At 36.0% G+C, this 16502-nt stretch carries 16 protein-coding genes; 5 read left to right on the forward strand and 11 right to left on the reverse strand.

Features of this window, described 5'->3' with window-relative positions:
* Positions 1-126 precede the first annotated feature (126 nt).
* From NSQ89_RS16880 to NSQ89_RS16910, 7 genes are all read right to left on the reverse strand, one after another.
* Positions 127-840, reverse strand: coding sequence for a GntR family transcriptional regulator (locus NSQ89_RS16880; protein ID WP_047942337.1), 714 nt, complete (start codon positions 838-840; stop codon positions 127-129).
* Between the two features lie 248 nt (positions 841-1088).
* The gene (locus NSQ89_RS16885; RefSeq protein WP_047942338.1) at positions 1089-1814 is read right to left on the reverse strand and encodes a DsbA family oxidoreductase; all 726 of its coding nucleotides are present in this window, start codon (positions 1812-1814) and stop codon (positions 1089-1091) included.
* Between the two features lie 137 nt (positions 1815-1951).
* Positions 1952-2548: a nitroreductase family protein gene (locus NSQ89_RS16890; protein WP_047942339.1), complete on the reverse strand. Its 597-nt coding sequence runs from the start codon at positions 2546-2548 to the stop codon at positions 1952-1954.
* Between the two features lie 150 nt (positions 2549-2698).
* Positions 2699-3232, reverse strand: a complete 534-nt coding sequence (locus tag NSQ89_RS16895; RefSeq protein ID WP_095320528.1) for an NADPH-dependent FMN reductase — start codon at positions 3230-3232, stop codon at positions 2699-2701.
* A 139-nt stretch (positions 3233-3371) separates the two neighbouring features.
* Positions 3372-4559 (reverse strand): aminotransferase-like domain-containing protein, encoded by a 1188-nt coding sequence (locus NSQ89_RS16900; RefSeq protein WP_047942341.1) that lies wholly within the window; start codon positions 4557-4559, stop codon positions 3372-3374.
* 609 nt (positions 4560-5168) lie between these two features.
* Entirely contained in the window at positions 5169-6443 is a 1275-nt protein-coding gene (locus NSQ89_RS16905) for an IS110 family transposase (RefSeq protein ID WP_047945042.1), read from the reverse strand.
* Between the two features lie 323 nt (positions 6444-6766).
* Positions 6767-7924, reverse strand: a complete 1158-nt coding sequence (locus tag NSQ89_RS16910) for a GNAT family N-acetyltransferase (protein ID WP_144546328.1) — start codon at positions 7922-7924, stop codon at positions 6767-6769.
* 253 nt (positions 7925-8177) lie between these two features.
* On the opposite strand from NSQ89_RS16910, the gene NSQ89_RS16915 reads away from it, so the two are divergent.
* Positions 8178-8369 (forward strand): hypothetical protein, encoded by a 192-nt coding sequence (locus NSQ89_RS16915; RefSeq protein ID WP_144546326.1) that lies wholly within the window; start codon positions 8178-8180, stop codon positions 8367-8369.
* 431 nt (positions 8370-8800) lie between these two features.
* On the opposite strand, the gene NSQ89_RS16920 is transcribed toward NSQ89_RS16915, so the two are convergent.
* The 4 genes from NSQ89_RS16920 to NSQ89_RS16935 all read right to left on the reverse strand — a co-directional run bounded on the left by NSQ89_RS16920 (position 8801) and on the right by NSQ89_RS16935 (position 12819).
* On the reverse strand, positions 8801-9874 hold the full coding sequence (locus tag NSQ89_RS16920) for a sulfate/molybdate ABC transporter ATP-binding protein (RefSeq protein WP_047943809.1): 1074 nt from the start codon (positions 9872-9874) through the stop codon (positions 8801-8803).
* Positions 9875-9901: 27 nt separating this feature from the next.
* On the reverse strand, positions 9902-10774 hold the full coding sequence (gene cysW / locus NSQ89_RS16925; protein ID WP_341132936.1) for a sulfate ABC transporter permease subunit CysW: 873 nt from the start codon (positions 10772-10774) through the stop codon (positions 9902-9904).
* 17 nt (positions 10775-10791) lie between these two features.
* Positions 10792-11637 (reverse strand): sulfate ABC transporter permease subunit CysT, encoded by an 846-nt coding sequence (cysT, locus tag NSQ89_RS16930; RefSeq protein WP_095322135.1) that lies wholly within the window; start codon positions 11635-11637, stop codon positions 10792-10794.
* A gap of 129 nt (positions 11638-11766) precedes the next feature.
* On the reverse strand, positions 11767-12819 hold the full coding sequence (locus NSQ89_RS16935) for a sulfate ABC transporter substrate-binding protein (protein ID WP_144546320.1): 1053 nt from the start codon (positions 12817-12819) through the stop codon (positions 11767-11769).
* Positions 12820-13446: 627 nt separating this feature from the next.
* On the opposite strand from NSQ89_RS16935, the gene NSQ89_RS16940 reads away from it, so the two are divergent.
* The 4 genes from NSQ89_RS16940 (at position 13447) to NSQ89_RS16955 (ending at position 16304) form a co-directional block, all read left to right on the forward strand.
* Entirely contained in the window at positions 13447-13671 is a 225-nt protein-coding gene (locus NSQ89_RS16940; protein WP_251688454.1) for a hypothetical protein, read from the forward strand.
* Positions 13672-14033: 362 nt separating this feature from the next.
* Entirely contained in the window at positions 14034-14810 is a 777-nt protein-coding gene (locus tag NSQ89_RS16945) for an amino acid ABC transporter substrate-binding protein (protein ID WP_061799168.1), read from the forward strand.
* A gap of 72 nt (positions 14811-14882) precedes the next feature.
* Positions 14883-15542, forward strand: coding sequence for an amino acid ABC transporter permease (locus NSQ89_RS16950; protein WP_047943804.1), 660 nt, complete (start codon positions 14883-14885; stop codon positions 15540-15542).
* A gap of 15 nt (positions 15543-15557) precedes the next feature.
* Positions 15558-16304, forward strand: coding sequence for an amino acid ABC transporter ATP-binding protein (locus NSQ89_RS16955; protein ID WP_047943803.1), 747 nt, complete (start codon positions 15558-15560; stop codon positions 16302-16304).
* Positions 16305-16502 lie beyond the last annotated feature (198 nt).

The following is a 16502-nucleotide window of genomic DNA, read 5'->3' on the forward strand; positions in this document are numbered from 1 at the left end:
TGATTAAAGACAATCAATCTCTCATTTAATTAGTTAAGGAAAAAGATTTCGTCATTCCACCTTGTTTGTATCCAATGATATAAAAACAGACTAAATGAATTTTCCCTATAGTGTTGAGCCACCAATTTATCTTTTTAAATTTACAGTTGTTACTTCAAATTTGTCATAGCGGTGACGGGAAAAGGAATACTCAAATGGAACGCCATTGTTTAAATATCCTACATGCTCTACTTCTAGAATTGGATCATTTAATTCACATTCCAGATGTTCATGGTCCAATTCTGTTGATTTACATGCTCTTATTTTTCGATGGGAACCAGCTATGGTTAACCCTAATGTTTTGGTAATATGCTCATAAACCGATCCATATAACACTGCATCATTTAATCCCGAAATAACTGTCGTTGGCATATAAGTAATTTCTAAAACATATGGTTCACTTTTTACAGATCTTAATCGGATTAAATAATATACAGGTGTTTTAATATCTATCGCTAAGTGGGCTGCAACCTCCTCGGAAGGAAAATGGACTTCAAATTTAATAATTTTGCTTTCAATCTTTTCGCCATCCAATAGCTTGGAAAGTCCAGTTATTTCATTTGTTAACACATTTACTCTGCTAGCATGCAAAGCGGATTGAACTATAAAGGTTCCATGCCCTCTTTTTCGATAGAGCAGCCCTTCCATCACTAGTTTGTCCAATGCTCTTTTCATTGTCATTCTACTGCAAGAAAACTCTTTAGATAATGATATTTCATCCGGTATTGGATGATCCAATGGGTAATAATTTTCTTTAATTCGACGTTTTACTTCGACTGCAATTGCTTCATACTTGTTCATACACGAGCCACCTTAATTAAGAAGAAATAATTCTAAATATGTTATTTGTTATTTTAATTATAAACATTTATCTTTAAAAGTCTATACTTTAAAAACCAACCCTTAGTATATCTATTTATAGTATAGTACATTTTCTTATAAATCGTATACTTTTTTAAAAACGCTTTCAAAAAAAATAACAAAGAGAGATAGCCATCTCTCATGCGACTATCCCTTGCTCTTTTTTATTTATTCTTATCGAATATTGGTTATTTCTTCGGAATTTCGCAGCCTTCATCTGTACAAATAGCACCTTCTGCATCAGTTCCTGAAAGATCTTGAAATTTAGGGGCTGGATGGTCTTCCTGCCACACTTGTTCAAGCACACGTTTGAAAGTCTCTGTAGGCTGCGCACCAGAAACAGAGTATTTTTGATTGATTACAAAGAATGGGACACCAGTTACGCCGATTTGGCTAGCAAGCGCTTCGTCTATTCGGACATCATTAGCAAAGCTTGTGGAATCAGCCAATACTTGTCTTAGTGCTTCCTCTTCCAACCCTACTGATTTCCCTATTTCCACCAAAGTATCTGGATCACTTATTAGTTTTCCTTCTGTAAAGTAGGCATGCAATAACTGCTCGGTTAGCTCTTTATCTTTTCCAACCGTTTTCGCATACTTTGTTAGTCGATGGGCATCAAATGTATTGGTAGGTTTCATATTATCAAAATCATATTTCAAGCCTGTGCTTGCAGCTTGACTTCCTACATTGTTATTAGCATTTTTTGCTTCTTCAATACTCATTCTGTATTTACCAGCAAGTACTTCATGAATACTTTTACCACTGTAAACTTCAGCATTTGGATCTAATTCAAAGCTCTTAAATTCTACTTCCACTTGATCTTTATAAGGAAATTGCTCTAAGGCAATCTCTAAACGGCGTTTTCCTATATAACAAAATGGACACACAAAGTCTGACCATACTTCAATTTTCATCATTTCACCTTCTTCATAATGATCCTATAATCCTATCACACCAACAGAAATATTACTTCTATTTTGCTTTAGGTAATGCTGCCCATCTCTTACTAATAGAAAAACCCCTGTTACAGGAGTCCTTCTGGTTATCTTGTTTATTTATATATTTTCACGCGATCCTCTAATGGTTTGAATTCTTTTTCTCCTGGTTCTGCTATTGGCTTGCCGAATGGCATTTGGGCAACAAGCTTCCAAGAAGAGGGTATCGACCATTCTCCTTGTACTGCCTCATCAATAAGTGGATTGTAGTGTTGTAAAGAAGCTCCGAATCCCACTTCCTCCAGAGCAGTCCAAATGACTAATTGATGCATGGCATTTGTTTGATTAGCCCAAACAGGAAAATTCTCAGCATATAGGGCAAATTGTTTTTGTAGTCCTTCTATCACTTCCTGATCTTCGAAGAACAAAATCGTTCCATATCCTGCTTTAAAAGAATTTATTTTTTCTTTTGTAGAAGAGAAATTCTCAGCAGGAACAATTTTTTCTAACTCACTTGCTGTCATATCCCATAGTTTATCATGCTGTTCCTGTAATAAAACCACTACTCTTGAACTTTGAGAATTAAAAGAAGAAGGCGTATGTAGCACAGCTTCATTTACTATTTCTTGGATTTTTTCATCCGACACAACAGCTTCTTTGCTTATACCATAATAGGAACGACGATTTTTTATTGCTTCTAAAAATGCACTCATTTTTTCCTCCAGTAAAAAATTTTTTCTTCTATAATATTACCCATTTGTCTTATTCTTAAAATGACTTCTAAAAAATTTTACAAGGCTTTATCTCTTCGATATTTCTCAAAAAAGAGAGTAATCTTTAAAAGGCTTACTCTCTGTACTGCATTATCCACGAATGGTTTTTAATGCAGTGCTCCAAGCGACTACTTGGTCAAGCATCGCATTCATATTTTCTAAATGTAGAGGTGCTGGTTTAAAGGTTGTAAAGTTCTCAAAATCTGTAAATAGTGAAAGGGTAGGATGAACGCGAACATCTGCAATATGTAATTCGCCCAGAATTCCTCTTAAGTGTTCTGCTGCACGTGCACCACCTGTGGATCCATAACTTACGATTCCTGCTGCTTTATTATTCCATGCTTCTCTTGCAGAATCTAATGCATTTTTTAATGCGCCAGAAATACTGTGATTATATTCCGCTACAACAAATACGAAGCCATCCAGGCTTGCTAACTTTTCATTCCATGCTGCAACATTCACTTGTCCTTCAGCTGCACCTAAAAATGGTAAGTTAAATTCGGCAATATCAACGATTTCATATTCGGCATCGCCACGCTTGTCAGCAATTTCCTTTACCCATGCCCCAACTTGTGGACTTACTCTTCCTTGACGAGTGCTGCCTAAGATAATTCCAATTTTCATCATCCAACCTCCAAATTTTTAAAATATTATTACATTTTTTATCCTAATACTGAGATTATTTAATTGCAAGCAAAAACACTTACTATTATTCAAAACGTTATTAAAAGTAACTAACTTGTACTTATGTTATTTAAGAGTTCTAACAAACGTCCTTGACTATTTCCCCCAAATTTGTAATTCCCTTTATAATCTTTTCTTCTGACATATAAGAATAATTTATTCGGCAATGATTTTTCTCTTGCTTATTAGGGAAAAAACTCTCTCCAGGAACATAGGCAACCTTAGCGATTGGTAAACTGTGTTCCTGCATGAGTATTTTTGTATCGATATGCTGTGGAAAAGTAAGCCATGTAAACAATCCTCCCTGTGGATTTGTATAGGTAATACTATTAGGAAAAGTATCGCGTAAGGTTTGGAACATTACTTCTTTTTTCTGTTTATACGTTTCACGAATATGGGCAATATGTTCATCTAAATCATACATGTCCATAAATCGGTTCACTGCATACATATTTAAGGTAGAATTTTGTGTATCGGAAGCCATTTTTAATAGGCTTAGTTTTTCTGCTAAATCACGATTAGCAATTAACCAACCTAGGCGGAGACCTGGACTAAGAATTTTTGAGAAGCTGCCAATATGAATCACTCTTCCCTCTGTATCAAAACTTTTAATCGCAGGCAAATCCTTCCCTTCATAACGTATTTCCCGATATGGACTATCCTCTACGATAACCACATTATATTTATTGGCTAAGCTTACTAGGGCCTTTCTTCTCTCTAAGCTCATTGTCACACCTGTAGGATTCTGAAATTCAGGAACCGTATAGATAAGCTTGGCATTGGGATGCTTCTGTAATGCCGCTTCAAGCTCGTCCATACGCATCCCATTTTCATCCATCGAAACACCTACATATTCCGGTTCATATGGGTTAAACGCAGCAAGTGCTCCTAGAAAAGTCGGATTCTCTGTAATTATGATATCTCCTCTATCGATAAATGCTTTAGCTGTAAGGTCTAAACCTTGCTGACCTCCTTGAATAATAAAAAGATTATCAACACTACAGCTTATCCCAATCGTTTTTACTCGACTTACAAGCTTTTCTCTTAATGACATTAGCCCCTCTGTCCCTGTGTATTGAAGCGCTAACTTTCCTTCTTCCTGCAAAACCTGATCATACACCTTCCTTAATTTTTCAATAGGAAAAATTTCCGGGTCTGGATATCCGCCCCCAAATGAAATAATAGCTGGATCTCCCCCTAATCTTAATAATTCGCGGATAGCTGATGGCTTTACTCTTTCTATTCGATTAGCAAATTTATATTTCATTTTGTCCTCCTTATGTCTATTCCCCTCTTTTTATTGTAGGCGGAATTTTCAGTATATTTATTCATTATATGGTAATGTATCAATCTTGGAAATATTATTTTTTAAGATATGAGTGGATAATGGCAAAATAAAAGCTATTCTCTTCCATAGAGAATAGCCCAGCTTGTCGACAAAAAGATATTGGAGAAGTAAAAATGCATTTTCATGCGTTGCTTGGAGTGGAGGGGGTGAGACTCCCTCGAGGAAAGTTGATATACCAACGTTTACAGCGTTATTTTTTTAGTCCAATATTTTTTTAGGAAAACTCTTTGAATCATATTTTAACTAACTATTCCATTAATTATAATATTTGGTAAGTAAGTGGACGCGACGCTAGAGCCAATAGGGATTTATTGACAAATATACACTATTAGATGCATCCGGTATCTCTACTCTTCTTATGAGGACGTACCCTCCCATGTCTCTTAGCGTCGCGCGCTTACATTCCTTCGTTTGGTCTCATCATAAGGCAGAGGCTGGCATCATGCTCCTGTATGGACTCTAAGTCGTAAGTCTCTCTAAAAGCCAGCTTTCCTGTCATCTTTTTGAATATAACCGTCTTATAGATTTTTATTTGGGTTGGAGGATAGAGAGATCTTGTCTCATTCGCTCCTTATCAAACAGTACTTCTTGCTGACAAAGTCCATGAAAAATCTTTAACATTTTATTACATAGAACGACTAATGCTTCTTTCTTCTTCAAAGGGTTTTCTTTTCTAGAGATATAATACTGATATAAATCATAAAAGGTTTCATTATTTCTAATCAAAGGCAAGACAGCACGATAGAGAAGGGCTCGCAGCTTTCTTCTCCCTCTTTTGGAGATTCGCTTTTGTCCAATCATCTTTCCAGAAGAGTTCTCTCGTAAGGTTAATCCCGCTAATTTAATAAGTTGGCGTGGATGTTTATAATGCTTGAGAGAACCCACTTCTGCTAGTAAATCTATAACGGTAGTTTCCCCAATGCCAGGGATTGATAATAAATAATGATATTCCGCTTGTTGCTCTGCTAGTGTCTTTAAACTTTCATTTACCTGTTCTAATTGCTTTGTCAGAAGTTCGTATTGAGTAATTAAAGAGTAAATTTCTATACGAGCCATATTGGAGCCTTCTGTTAATCCAATAGATTGTACCGCCACTCTCTTTAGTTGTGCTATTTTAGGTCTTGCTGGATACTTTAGTTTTTCCTTTTCCAAGTATAAAAGGACTAACTCCTCGATTTCTTTTTCCATTAAGTCTACTGGTAAAGGGGTATGTTTTAATATGGCACATGCATTCAGCCCTAAATCTTTAAATGCTACTTTAAATTCAGGAAAGTAACGATCCGTCCAGCGAATGATACGATTCTTCACTTTCGAAATGTCCTTTTTCAGATTCCACCGAATAGAGGAACCTTCTCTAAGCTCTGCTTCTATTCCTTCTATTTGACGAGGATCACTAAAGTATCCATTGGTTATTAGTTTAGCAATGACTCTCGCATCCTTCTTATCATTCTTCGTTTGTAAGTTATCATCCAACTCCTTGGAACGATTCACATGTAGAGGATTGACCATGACAAAACGAATATCATTTTGGGTAAGAAAAGCAGCTAAATTCATCCAATAGTGCCCAGTAGGCTCGAATCCAATCAATAAATCATCCTTTTGATGAATTGCCTTTAGATTTTGAAGCTTGAGATAAAATTGATGAAAACCATGATGAGACTGGTGGATAGAAAAAGAGGTACTTAACTCAACCCCTCGATCGTCCACCGCACATGCATAGTGTGTATTTTTAGCAATGTCAATTCCAATGATTAAAGTGGAAGTAGACACTTGATTTAAACGGTGATTACGGGTATTATTCATAATAGATTCTCCTTCTGACGCTGTGTTGATTGGTCTCAATATAAGCATCATAAAGGAGGATCTTTTTTTGTGCAATACCACAGAAACTAATCCCACAGGAATGCTCCTGTGGGATTAGCGAGACAGTCTGAGACCCTGCAGGCTGTAAGCCGAAGCGGCTCAGCGCGAGCCCCACGGAAAGCGAACCCCCGGAGCGGAAAGTAACGTCTAAATTCAAAGAGATTAATAAATATACTTTACTCAAACTTCTATTTCCAACATACAGGAGTTTGTCTACAGTCTGAGCTATTCTCTTCCATAGAGAATAGCCTTTTAAAGAAAAATTATATTTTGGTTGGAGTGATTTTTTTTATCCTTTTTTCCATCGTTACCGCTTTGACGGACAGCCCATTAGGATTAGGAGCTGTCTCTTCTTTTGTGATGACAAATCCTATTTTTTCGTATAATTGGATATTTTTTAGGACATTCGCTCTTACTTTACACACTACTTTCTGCTTGCCATTTTGGATGGCATATTCTTCTATCCAAGCTAGCAGTTTTTTAGCTATTCCTTTCCCTCTTGCTGACGGAATGACAGAAAGTCTGGAAAAATAGAGAGAATCATCTTGAAGCTGCAGACGAGAAGAACCAAGGGGAACATCATCTATCCAACATATGATTGCTTGCTCTGTTCCATTTTTAAGAGCATAAAGGAATTTGTCAGCTGGTTCCGTTAGTGCACTAGAAGGTACCTCGCTATAACGGTAATCTTCAAATGCTTCTAGCATTAGTCTATGAACAATCGGAGCATCTTCTTCTGTCACAAGCCTTATCCGCTCTTTTCGCTTCCTATCTATTAAGATACCCTTTAAGGAAGAAATACTGCCTGCAATAAATGTTGCCTTTACTTTGTTCAGCTCGTCATAGGACCCATAGCCGTAAGTAACACCGATTGAATCTATTCCTGCATTGTTCGCTCCAATAATATCATGTTCCCGATCTCCTATCATCACAAACTCTTCAGGCTTATACGCAGGATACAATTCTAATATGTATTGAATTATTTCTGTTTTCGATGATCTAGTGCCATCCAGATTACTTCCAATTATGTGGGTAAAGTACGTTTCTATTTGAAAATACTTCAAAATCTTTTCTGCGAATATAGTTGGTTTTGAAGTTGCCACAATCATAATACAGCCTTTTGCTCTTAAGCTTTCAAGTAATGGAATAATTTCAGGATATAGTTCATTTTCATACATTCCTAACTGCGTAAACCTCTCTCTATAATAGGAAATCGCTTGATCCGTTATTTCTTGATTATAACCATAATATTCCATAAATGATTCTTGTAGAGGTGGTCCAATAAATCTTTCTAGTTTACGTAAATCAGATTCTTTCTTTCCAAGCTTTTGTAGTGCATATTGAATAGATTTTGTTATTCCTTCTTTAGGATCTGAAATCGTACCATCTAAGTCAAATAATATTATTTGATAATTCCCCATTAAGACACCTCTTTTTCTATACTAAAAAACTCAAAATTCTCAATCTTCTCATCCTTTTTCCCTATTATAACGAATGGTTCCACTCGCCTCAATAGAAATTTTGCCATACAAAAAAATATGATTGTTTATTTTAATTCCTTCTTAACCACTATGAATAGTCAATTATTTGTTGTATAATAAAAGAAAGCTTCGGCAAACTTAATAATTATTATTCTAGTGCACTCAAATTCACTTATTAATAGGAGGAAGTAAAATGGTTTACTATGATAAATCGAAAACCGTTAAAAATATATTGATCCAAAAGATTGTTTGCAATAGCGGTCTCTCCTCTGAAATGCTACAAACTCTCTCTATTCCTGAATTAAAAGAAACATTAAACAAAGTTTACCCCAGCACACATCCACATAATGGCTGCGGTTCTCTTAAGTGGAAAAAAGTACGATAATTTCACATACAACAAAAAGGAGAGTGGGACATAACAAAATAATTATTGGAGAAAGACGAACAATCTCTAAATTAGTAGGGAAACCAATTCGTTCCATTACGCTACAGACACTCTATGCGCCAGTGAGCAAACTAAGCCTGTGGGGTCTTAGGGTTTGCTCTACTTCCCGCAGGAGTTGAGTGTCCTCCGCTCCATTTCACTCCGTTTTTAAAGATTATTTAGTTCTAGCATTTTTTTCAAAAGAAAATAAAACGGAGCAGACTGAATACACTGCGCTCGGAAAGCGCAGTGTATTCAGTCTGCGGCGATTACCACAAACCTTCTTTCTTAAAATAAATAAAAAACCCAAACAATTATACAATTTTTTTTAGTGTACACATATAATTGTTCGGGATTAAATTTAATTGAAATACTTATGTCTTAGTATGTTTTTATATGGAGAAATCTTCTGGAATAAATACTTTTAATTGATTGGGCTTTACGTAAACCTGGTCTTTTAAATGAATAGAAAGTGACCGATACATTTCTTTTGTAATTTCTGCTTCTAAAAATTCATCTGAATCCTCTCTCTTTAATTCTAAATGGACAATCGGACCGACTATATGAATATGATGAATCGAGGCTAAAATTGAATCATCTCCTTGTTCTTCTTTACTTATATGAATATCATGGGGACGAACATATCCTATTGCTTGCTTGTTATGTTCATGCTTCCATTCTGGAACAGAAAAACTACTCTTTCCTTGAATAAGCTTTCCAGCTTCAAGTCTGCCATAGAATAAGTTTACATTGCCGAGAAAGTCATATACAAACGGACTATTTGGGTGTTCATACACTTCTTCCGGTGAACCAATTTGCTCTATTTTCCCTTCATTCATAACAACTATTCGATCAGCGACGTCCAGTGCCTCTTCTTGGTCATGGGTAACAAACACACTTGTAATATGAAACTCATCATGTAGCCGCCTTAACCACCGTCTTAAGTCCTTTCTAACCTTTGCATCTAACGCACCGAACGGCTCATCCAGCAATAGCACCTTAGGCTCCACTGCCAATGCCCGTGCTAAGGCGACTCGTTGCTTTTGGCCTCCAGATAATTGGGAAGGATAGCGGTTTTTTAATTCTTCCAGTTTCACTAATTGTAATAATTCATTTACCTTTGATTCGATATCATGCTTTGCAGGTCGGTCTTTTTTTGGTCTTACCTTTAGTCCATAAGCAATATTGTCAAAAACAGTCATATGGCGAAAAAGAGCATAATGCTGAAAGACAAACCCAACATTTCTCTCCTTTGTGCTTATTTCCGTCATATTATTTTCTCCAAAGTAAATGACTCCTTGATCCGCGGTCTCCAATCCAGCAATAATTCTTAATAGAGAGGTTTTTCCGGATCCTGAAGGACCTAGTAAGGCAACTAATTCCCCAGAATTAATTTCTAAATGTATATCCTTTAATGCTTGGAAAGAACCAAATGCTTTGGAAACATCTTTTATTAAAATACTCATCCCTATTTCCTCCTCTCATATGACTAATTATTCATAAGCTGTTTTTTTGGTCTTCCACTCTAGTAAGCTTTTAATAATTAAAGTGATAATGGCTAATATAGACATAAGGGTTGCGACTGCGAATGCAGCGGCAAAACGATACTCCCCATACAAGATTTCTATATGCAGAGGCATGGTATTTGTCAATCCACGAATATGGCCTGAGACAACAGACACAGCTCCAAATTCTCCGATTGCTCTTGCATTACATAGAATAACTCCATATAATAATCCCCACTTTATATTCGGCAATGTTACATACCAAAACGTTTTCCAGCCTCCTGCCCCGAGTGTCAGTGATGCCTCTTCTTCTGAAGTTCCTTGTGCTTGCATTAAGGGAATTAATTCTCTTGCAACAAAAGGTAAGGTAACAAAAACAGTTGCAAGGACAATACCTGGAACAGCAAAGATAATTTTTATATTATGGGATAAAAGCCATTCCCCAAACAAACCATGGGTACTAAAAAGCAGCACGAATACCAATCCAGCTATTACTGGCGATACGGCGAAAGGTAGATCAATTAATGTAATGAATAGATTCTTTCCTTTAAAATGGAACTTTGATACAGCCCACGCTGCAGCAACTCCGAAAATCGCATTTAACGGTACTGCAATCACTGCTACCAATAAAGTAAGCTTTATTGCAGCTAAAGCATCAGATTCAGTAATTGCTGCAAGATATAGCTTAGCCCCTTGATCAAATGCTTGAATAAAAATAGTCGCTAAAGGTAGTAACAAAAACAAGGCCAAGAATAAAAGTGCAGCACTAATGAGTACCCAACGCAGCCATTTTGGCTCTGAAGTATTTGATGTAGTTTGAATTGGTGTGGATACTTGCTGTAATCGCACATTTCCTGCCATATTTCACTCCTCCTTTCTTAATTTGGCGTCATATTTCGATTTGTCCACCACTGTAATAGATTTATGCAGAAAAGCAAAATAAAGGAGATAAATAACATGACAGATGCAATCGCAGTGGCACCCGCATAGTCATACTGCTCCAGTTTCGTAATTATTAATAATGGCGTAATTTCTGTTTTCATCGGCATATTTCCCGCGATAAAAACAACAGAGCCATATTCTCCTAACGATCGTGCAAATGCCAGCGTAAATCCTGCAAGAATTGCCGGCAGCAGCTCTGGAATTATTACTTTAATAAATGTCTGGAGCCGTGATGCGCCAAGGCTTGCTGATGCCTCTTCTATCTCCTTATCTAAATTTTGCAAAACTGGCTGAACCATCCGAACGACAAAAGGCAATCCAATAAAGGTTAAGGCAATAGTTATCCCAATAGGCGTAAAGGCAACCTTAAACCCAAGGAGACTGCCTATCCATCCATTTGGAGCATAAAGTGTTGTCAGTGCAATCCCTGCCACAGCAGTTGGAAGTGCAAAAGGCAAATCAACTAATCCATCCACCATTCTCTTGCCTGGAAAGGGATAGCGAACTAATACCCATGCAAGCAGCACACCAAATACTACATTTATTAAAGCAGCCGTAAAAGAAGCTCCAAAGCTTAATTTATAGGAGGCAACTACCCTTGGATCTAGGACCGTATCCCAAAACCTCTCCCAGCCCATTTTGGTTGTATTAAAGAAAATCATCGTTAATGGCAAAATGACCAATATACTTAGATAGAGCATAGTATATCCCAAGGACAAACCAAAGCCAGGAAGAGCATTATTCATTTTAATCCTTCTTTTTTGTTTTTTTCCGTTCCTCATTTCTTCACCTCTTTAGCTTGTAAATTAAATTGTTTTACACAAATTCATCATCATTCCCATATAACTGTATTAAAGGGAATGATGATGTAAAAATATGTTTCTCATAAAAATGCCCTTTTTCTCGTTCACTTAATTAGAAGGTATATAGATTTGATCAAATGTCCCACCATCACTAAAATGTTTTTCTTGTGCCTTTGTCCAGCCGCCGAAATCATCATCAATCGTAACTAATTCTATCTCTTCGAATTGATCTGCATATTTTTTTAACACTTCTGGATTCCTTGGACGATAATAATTTTTTGCAGCAATTTCCTGTCCTTCCTCACTATACAGAAACTGAAGGTACTCTTTGGCAACTTCTGTTGTTCCCTTTTTCTCTGTAATTCCTTCGACAACCGCTACTGGCGGCTCCGCTAAAATACTAAGAGATGGACTAACAATTTCGAACTTTTCTTTTCCTAACTCATCAATTGCTAAATACGCTTCATTTTCCCATGCTATTAAAACATCACCTATTCCTCTTTGAACAAATGTGTTCGTAGAATCTCGCGCTCCTGAATCAAGAACTTCTACATTTTGAAATAGTGCTTTAATAAATGCTTTGATTTTCTCTTCATCGCCATTAAACTGTTTGGCAGCATAAGCCCATGCAGCTAGATAATTCCACCTTGCTCCACCGGAGGTTTTAGGATTAGGTGTAACAACAGAGACATCAGCTTTAATTAAATCATCCCAATCCATAATATTCTTGGGATTTCCCTTTCTGACAAGAAACACAATAGTTGACGTATAAGGTGTAGAATTACTTTCAAACTTTGTTTGCCAATCTTCTGGAATAGCTCCTCTTTCCTTTACAATCGCATCAATATCACCTGCTAATGCTAGTGTAACTACATCAGCTTCGATACCATCAATTACTGCTCGAGCTTGCTTTCCAGATCCGCCATGAGATTGTTGTATCGCTACATCCTGGCCGGTTTTTTCTTTCCAATGTCTTGTGAATGCTTTGTTATATTCTTGGTAAAGTTCTCTCGTGGGATCATAGGAAACATTCAATAGTTCTATCTTAGAAGCATTAGTATTTTCTCCACTACTTTTTTCGCCACTGCATCCAGAGAGTACTAGTGATGCAGCTAAGAGAATGGTAAACATCTTAACAAATGATTTGACCTGTTTTTTCATAAAATAACTCCCCCTCTTTTGCAATAAAAAAGGCTGTTACCCTCTTTATTTAAGGTAACAGCCTTCAGTTTATCTGATCAGCATTCTTCCAATTGGAATATTAAATATTTTCAATAAATTTATTATTATTAATTTATACTCATTTCTCTTATAAGTCAACTAGGAATTATATTTTTCTTAGTGTATTATTTATCTAACTATCTTCCTTATTTAACTAGTTATCTTTCCATGGAAAAACTCTATAATAGAATTATTATTTAATAAAGAGGTGCATAATTGGAAAATAAAAAAAGCTGTTTCTTGAAGGGAAAGAAAAATTACATGTTTTCTTCTTTTATACAGGCATGCGAAACTATATGGAAGAAGTCCTGCGCTTTATTTATGCTGGTATCGAAGCAAGAGAATATGTAATCCTTATCGACAATGATCGAAATTGCAAAAGGATATTCGAATAATTAAAATACAAACTTACATCTTCGCAATTGAAACAGATCCATTATGTAAATAGCTTAGATTTTTATTTTTCAAGTGGAAGTTATCATCCACCAGCTATTACAGATTATTTTAATAAAATGGTTCAGCCTTATCTAGATCAAAGTATTCCCTTTCGATGTAGAATGGGCAACGATGGAAGAGCCTTTTCATTTAATCGGAAATTTTGAGAAAATAGTTAATAACGCTGCCAACCACGTTTCCTTTCCATTAATTTGTGCTTATGGAGAATGGAAAGTGCCAAGTGTCTTAGAAACTACCTTGCACGAGACTCATCCTTATATTTTAAAAGATGATAAGCTTATTTCATCAAAAAAATACATAACAGATACACCCTTTTATGAAAAAGACGACAATTGAACTTGATTGATACGTAATTAATCGTTTAAAGGAGTAGGAGCAATCACAGTCTTTAATAATTGCTCCTACTCCTTCCCATATATCTCCATTCCTCACTGCCTCCTTTTGCTTCTATTAAACCTCAAATCTGATCTCTATAATTTCCATTAGATTAAAAAAAGCTCGCATAATTTTTTTTACATATTTCACCACGAAATCCTTTACTCTACTAATATGTTAAATTATTTTATTGACAACTTCTTTTTTGGTATGGTAAATTTTATACATTAGTTTATCACTCTAATATATTATCGAACTAAAGGATTTTAGTTTTATAGATTTTTTGTACTGAAAACATAATTTATAAAGGTGGCTTTCACAACATGAAACGTTTAGCAATTAATTTAGTTATTTTGGCATCTGTATTTTTCATTTTTACGGCATGTTCCAACAATTCTAAAGATAATAAGGAAGATACATTAGTCATTGGTATTGATGATAAATTCGCTCCAATGGGGTTTAGGGATGACAATAATGAAATTGTCGGCTTCGATATTGATTATGCAAAAGCTGCAGCTAAAAAAATGAATATGTCAGTTGAATTTCAACCAATTGATTGGAAAACAAAGGAATCAGAATTAAGCAGCGGCCGGATTGACTTAATTTGGAATGGCTATACTATTACAGATGAACGAAAAGAAAAAGTTCTTTTCACAAAGCCTTATCTAAAAAATGCACAAGTTGTCGTAACATTAGCGGACTCAAAAATAACCAAATTAGATGATTTAGAAGGAAAAGTTGTTGGTCTCCAATCTCTTTCTTCTGCATCCGATGCATTAAATGGTAGTCCTATTAAATCAAAAATTAAGGAAGTTACCGAGTTTTCCGATAACGTATTAGCATTAAATGATCTGAAATCTGGTCGTTTAGATGCAGTTGTCATAGATGAAATTGTTATTGATTACTATATGACAAAAGAACAAGATTCCTTTAAAATCCTTGATGAATCACTTGCCCCAGAAGAATACGGAATTGGGGTTAAAAAAGGGAACGAAGCATTATTAGAGAAGCTTCAAAAAGCACTTGATGAGATGAATGAAGATGGCACAGCCGCTGAAGTTTCCGAAAAATGGTTTGGTGAAAATAAAGTATTAAAGTAACATCGCAAATGAATCATAAACAAAACAGGATTTCTTTCCGAAACCCTGTTTTGTTTTGTTGGAGGAATAGAAATGGAAATTGATTATATTATATCGATACTAAAACCAATGTTGGAAGGGGCCAAAGCAACCGTTCTTTTATTTCTTATTGCTATTGTAGTGTCCATTCCATTAGGTTTCCTATTAACACTCGCAATCCGATCTACCATCAAGCCAATTGCATGGCTGGCAAGCTGTTATGTTTACATCATGCGCGGTACCCCGCTCTTACTGCAATTATTGTTTATATGCTTTGGGTTACCAATGATTCCAGGAATAGGAGAATATTTAGTCCTAGATCGTTTTGTCGCTGCCTCTTTAGGATTTATTTTGAATTATGCAGCCTATTTTGCCGAAATTTTCCGCGGAGGTCTGCTTGCAATTGATAAAGGTCAGTATGAAGCTTCTCAAGTGCTTGGTTTAAGTAAATGGCAAACAACCACACGGGTTGTTTTACCACAAATGTTTCGAATTGCCCTTCCTGCTGTGGCAAATGAATCTGTCACATTAGTGAAGGATACAGCCTTGCTGTATGCTGTTGCTGTACCCGAGTTACTGCACTTTGCCCAAACGGCGGTAAACCGAGATTTTACGATTATGCCCTTTTTTATTGCTGGGATTATTTATCTTATCATGACCCTGCTATTAACAGCATTATTTAAATGGCTGGAGCGCAGATTTAAATTTGAATAAGAAGGACGGATACTTATGGCAATCATTGAAATAGAGAATATAAAAAAATCATACGATAAGGTCGAAGTATTGAAGGGGATAACCTTTGATGTCGATAACAATGATGTTGTGGCTGTTATTGGTCCCTCTGGTTCTGGTAAAAGCACAATGCTCCGTTGTCTTGTCGATTTAGAAAAAATCGATGGAGGAACGATTCGTGTTTCTGGAGACGAGTTAGTGAAAGATGGAATATATGCTCCGCAGCAAAAAGTCAAACAAATTACTGCAAGAATGGGAATGGTTTTTCAGCATTTTAATCTATTTCCACATCTTACTGTAATAGACAATATTCAGCTTGCACCAAAATTAGTGAAGAAAGAATCTGCTTCTTCCCTTCAAGAAAGAAGTATGACAATCCTCGAAAAAATTGGTCTATCTAATTTTGCTAATGTCTATCCTGCCAAACTATCTGGAGGACAAAAGCAACGTGTGGCAATTGCTCGAGCATTAATGATGGAACCAGAAATTCTACTGTTTGATGAACCTACCTCCGCTTTAGATCCCGAACTAACAGGGGAAGTCTTAGCAGTGATGAAAGGTTTAGCAAAAGAAAAAATGACCATGATTGTCGTCACACACGAAATGGGATTTGCCAAGGAAGTGGCAAACAAAGTGGTTTTCATGGACAATGGAGTAATCGAAGAATCAGGTCCACCAGAAAGTCTATTCTCAATCCCCAAATCTGCCCGTACAAAAGCATTTCTTAGTGGGAAATTGAAATAATAATAAATCGAAAGAGCTTGAGATTTCAAGTTCTTTTTTTGTAGGAGAGATTGTTGTAAGAAATGATTGTTATTATAACAGACCTATAATTCCTATTAAAAATGAAATAATCGGATGCCCTTAAAATGACTTTGTGTAGAGAATCATGTTGTTATAATTAATATAATATATTTCATTCCTTTTTTTAGTTATATGGTA

It is taken from the genome of Niallia sp. FSL R7-0648, assembly GCF_038007005.1.
GTDB classification, from domain to species: Bacteria; Bacillota; Bacilli; order Bacillales; family Cytobacillaceae; genus Niallia; species Niallia circulans.

Coding starts and splice junctions, on each gene's coding strand:
- NSQ89_RS16880 (WP_047942337.1), bottom strand. CDS start 840: ATGAACAAGTATGAAGCAATTGCAGTCGAAGTAAAACGTCGAATTAAA.
- NSQ89_RS16885 (WP_047942338.1), bottom strand. CDS start 1,814: ATGAAAATTGAAGTATGGTCAGACTTTGTGTGTCCATTTTGTTATATA.
- NSQ89_RS16890 (WP_047942339.1), bottom strand. CDS start 2,548: ATGAGTGCATTTTTAGAAGCAATAAAAAATCGTCGTTCCTATTATGGT.
- NSQ89_RS16895 (WP_095320528.1), bottom strand. CDS start 3,232: ATGAAAATTGGAATTATCTTAGGCAGCACTCGTCAAGGAAGAGTAAGT.
- NSQ89_RS16900 (WP_047942341.1), bottom strand. CDS start 4,559: ATGAAATATAAATTTGCTAATCGAATAGAAAGAGTAAAGCCATCAGCT.
- NSQ89_RS16905 (WP_047945042.1), bottom strand. CDS start 6,443: ATGAATAATACCCGTAATCACCGTTTAAATCAAGTGTCTACTTCCACT.
- NSQ89_RS16910 (WP_144546328.1), bottom strand. CDS start 7,924: ATGGGGAATTATCAAATAATATTATTTGACTTAGATGGTACGATTTCA.
- NSQ89_RS16915 (WP_144546326.1), top strand. CDS start 8,178: ATGGTTTACTATGATAAATCGAAAACCGTTAAAAATATATTGATCCAA.
- NSQ89_RS16920 (WP_047943809.1), bottom strand. CDS start 9,874: ATGAGTATTTTAATAAAAGATGTTTCCAAAGCATTTGGTTCTTTCCAA.
- cysW (WP_341132936.1), bottom strand. CDS start 10,774: ATGGCAGGAAATGTGCGATTACAGCAAGTATCCACACCAATTCAAACT.
- cysT (WP_095322135.1), bottom strand. CDS start 11,637: ATGAGGAACGGAAAAAAACAAAAAAGAAGGATTAAAATGAATAATGCT.
- NSQ89_RS16935 (WP_144546320.1), bottom strand. CDS start 12,819: ATGAAAAAACAGGTCAAATCATTTGTTAAGATGTTTACCATTCTCTTA.
- NSQ89_RS16940 (WP_251688454.1), top strand. CDS start 13,447: ATGGAAGAGCCTTTTCATTTAATCGGAAATTTTGAGAAAATAGTTAAT.
- NSQ89_RS16945 (WP_061799168.1), top strand. CDS start 14,034: ATGAAACGTTTAGCAATTAATTTAGTTATTTTGGCATCTGTATTTTTC.
- NSQ89_RS16950 (WP_047943804.1), top strand. CDS start 14,883: ATGGAAATTGATTATATTATATCGATACTAAAACCAATGTTGGAAGGG.
- NSQ89_RS16955 (WP_047943803.1), top strand. CDS start 15,558: ATGGCAATCATTGAAATAGAGAATATAAAAAAATCATACGATAAGGTC.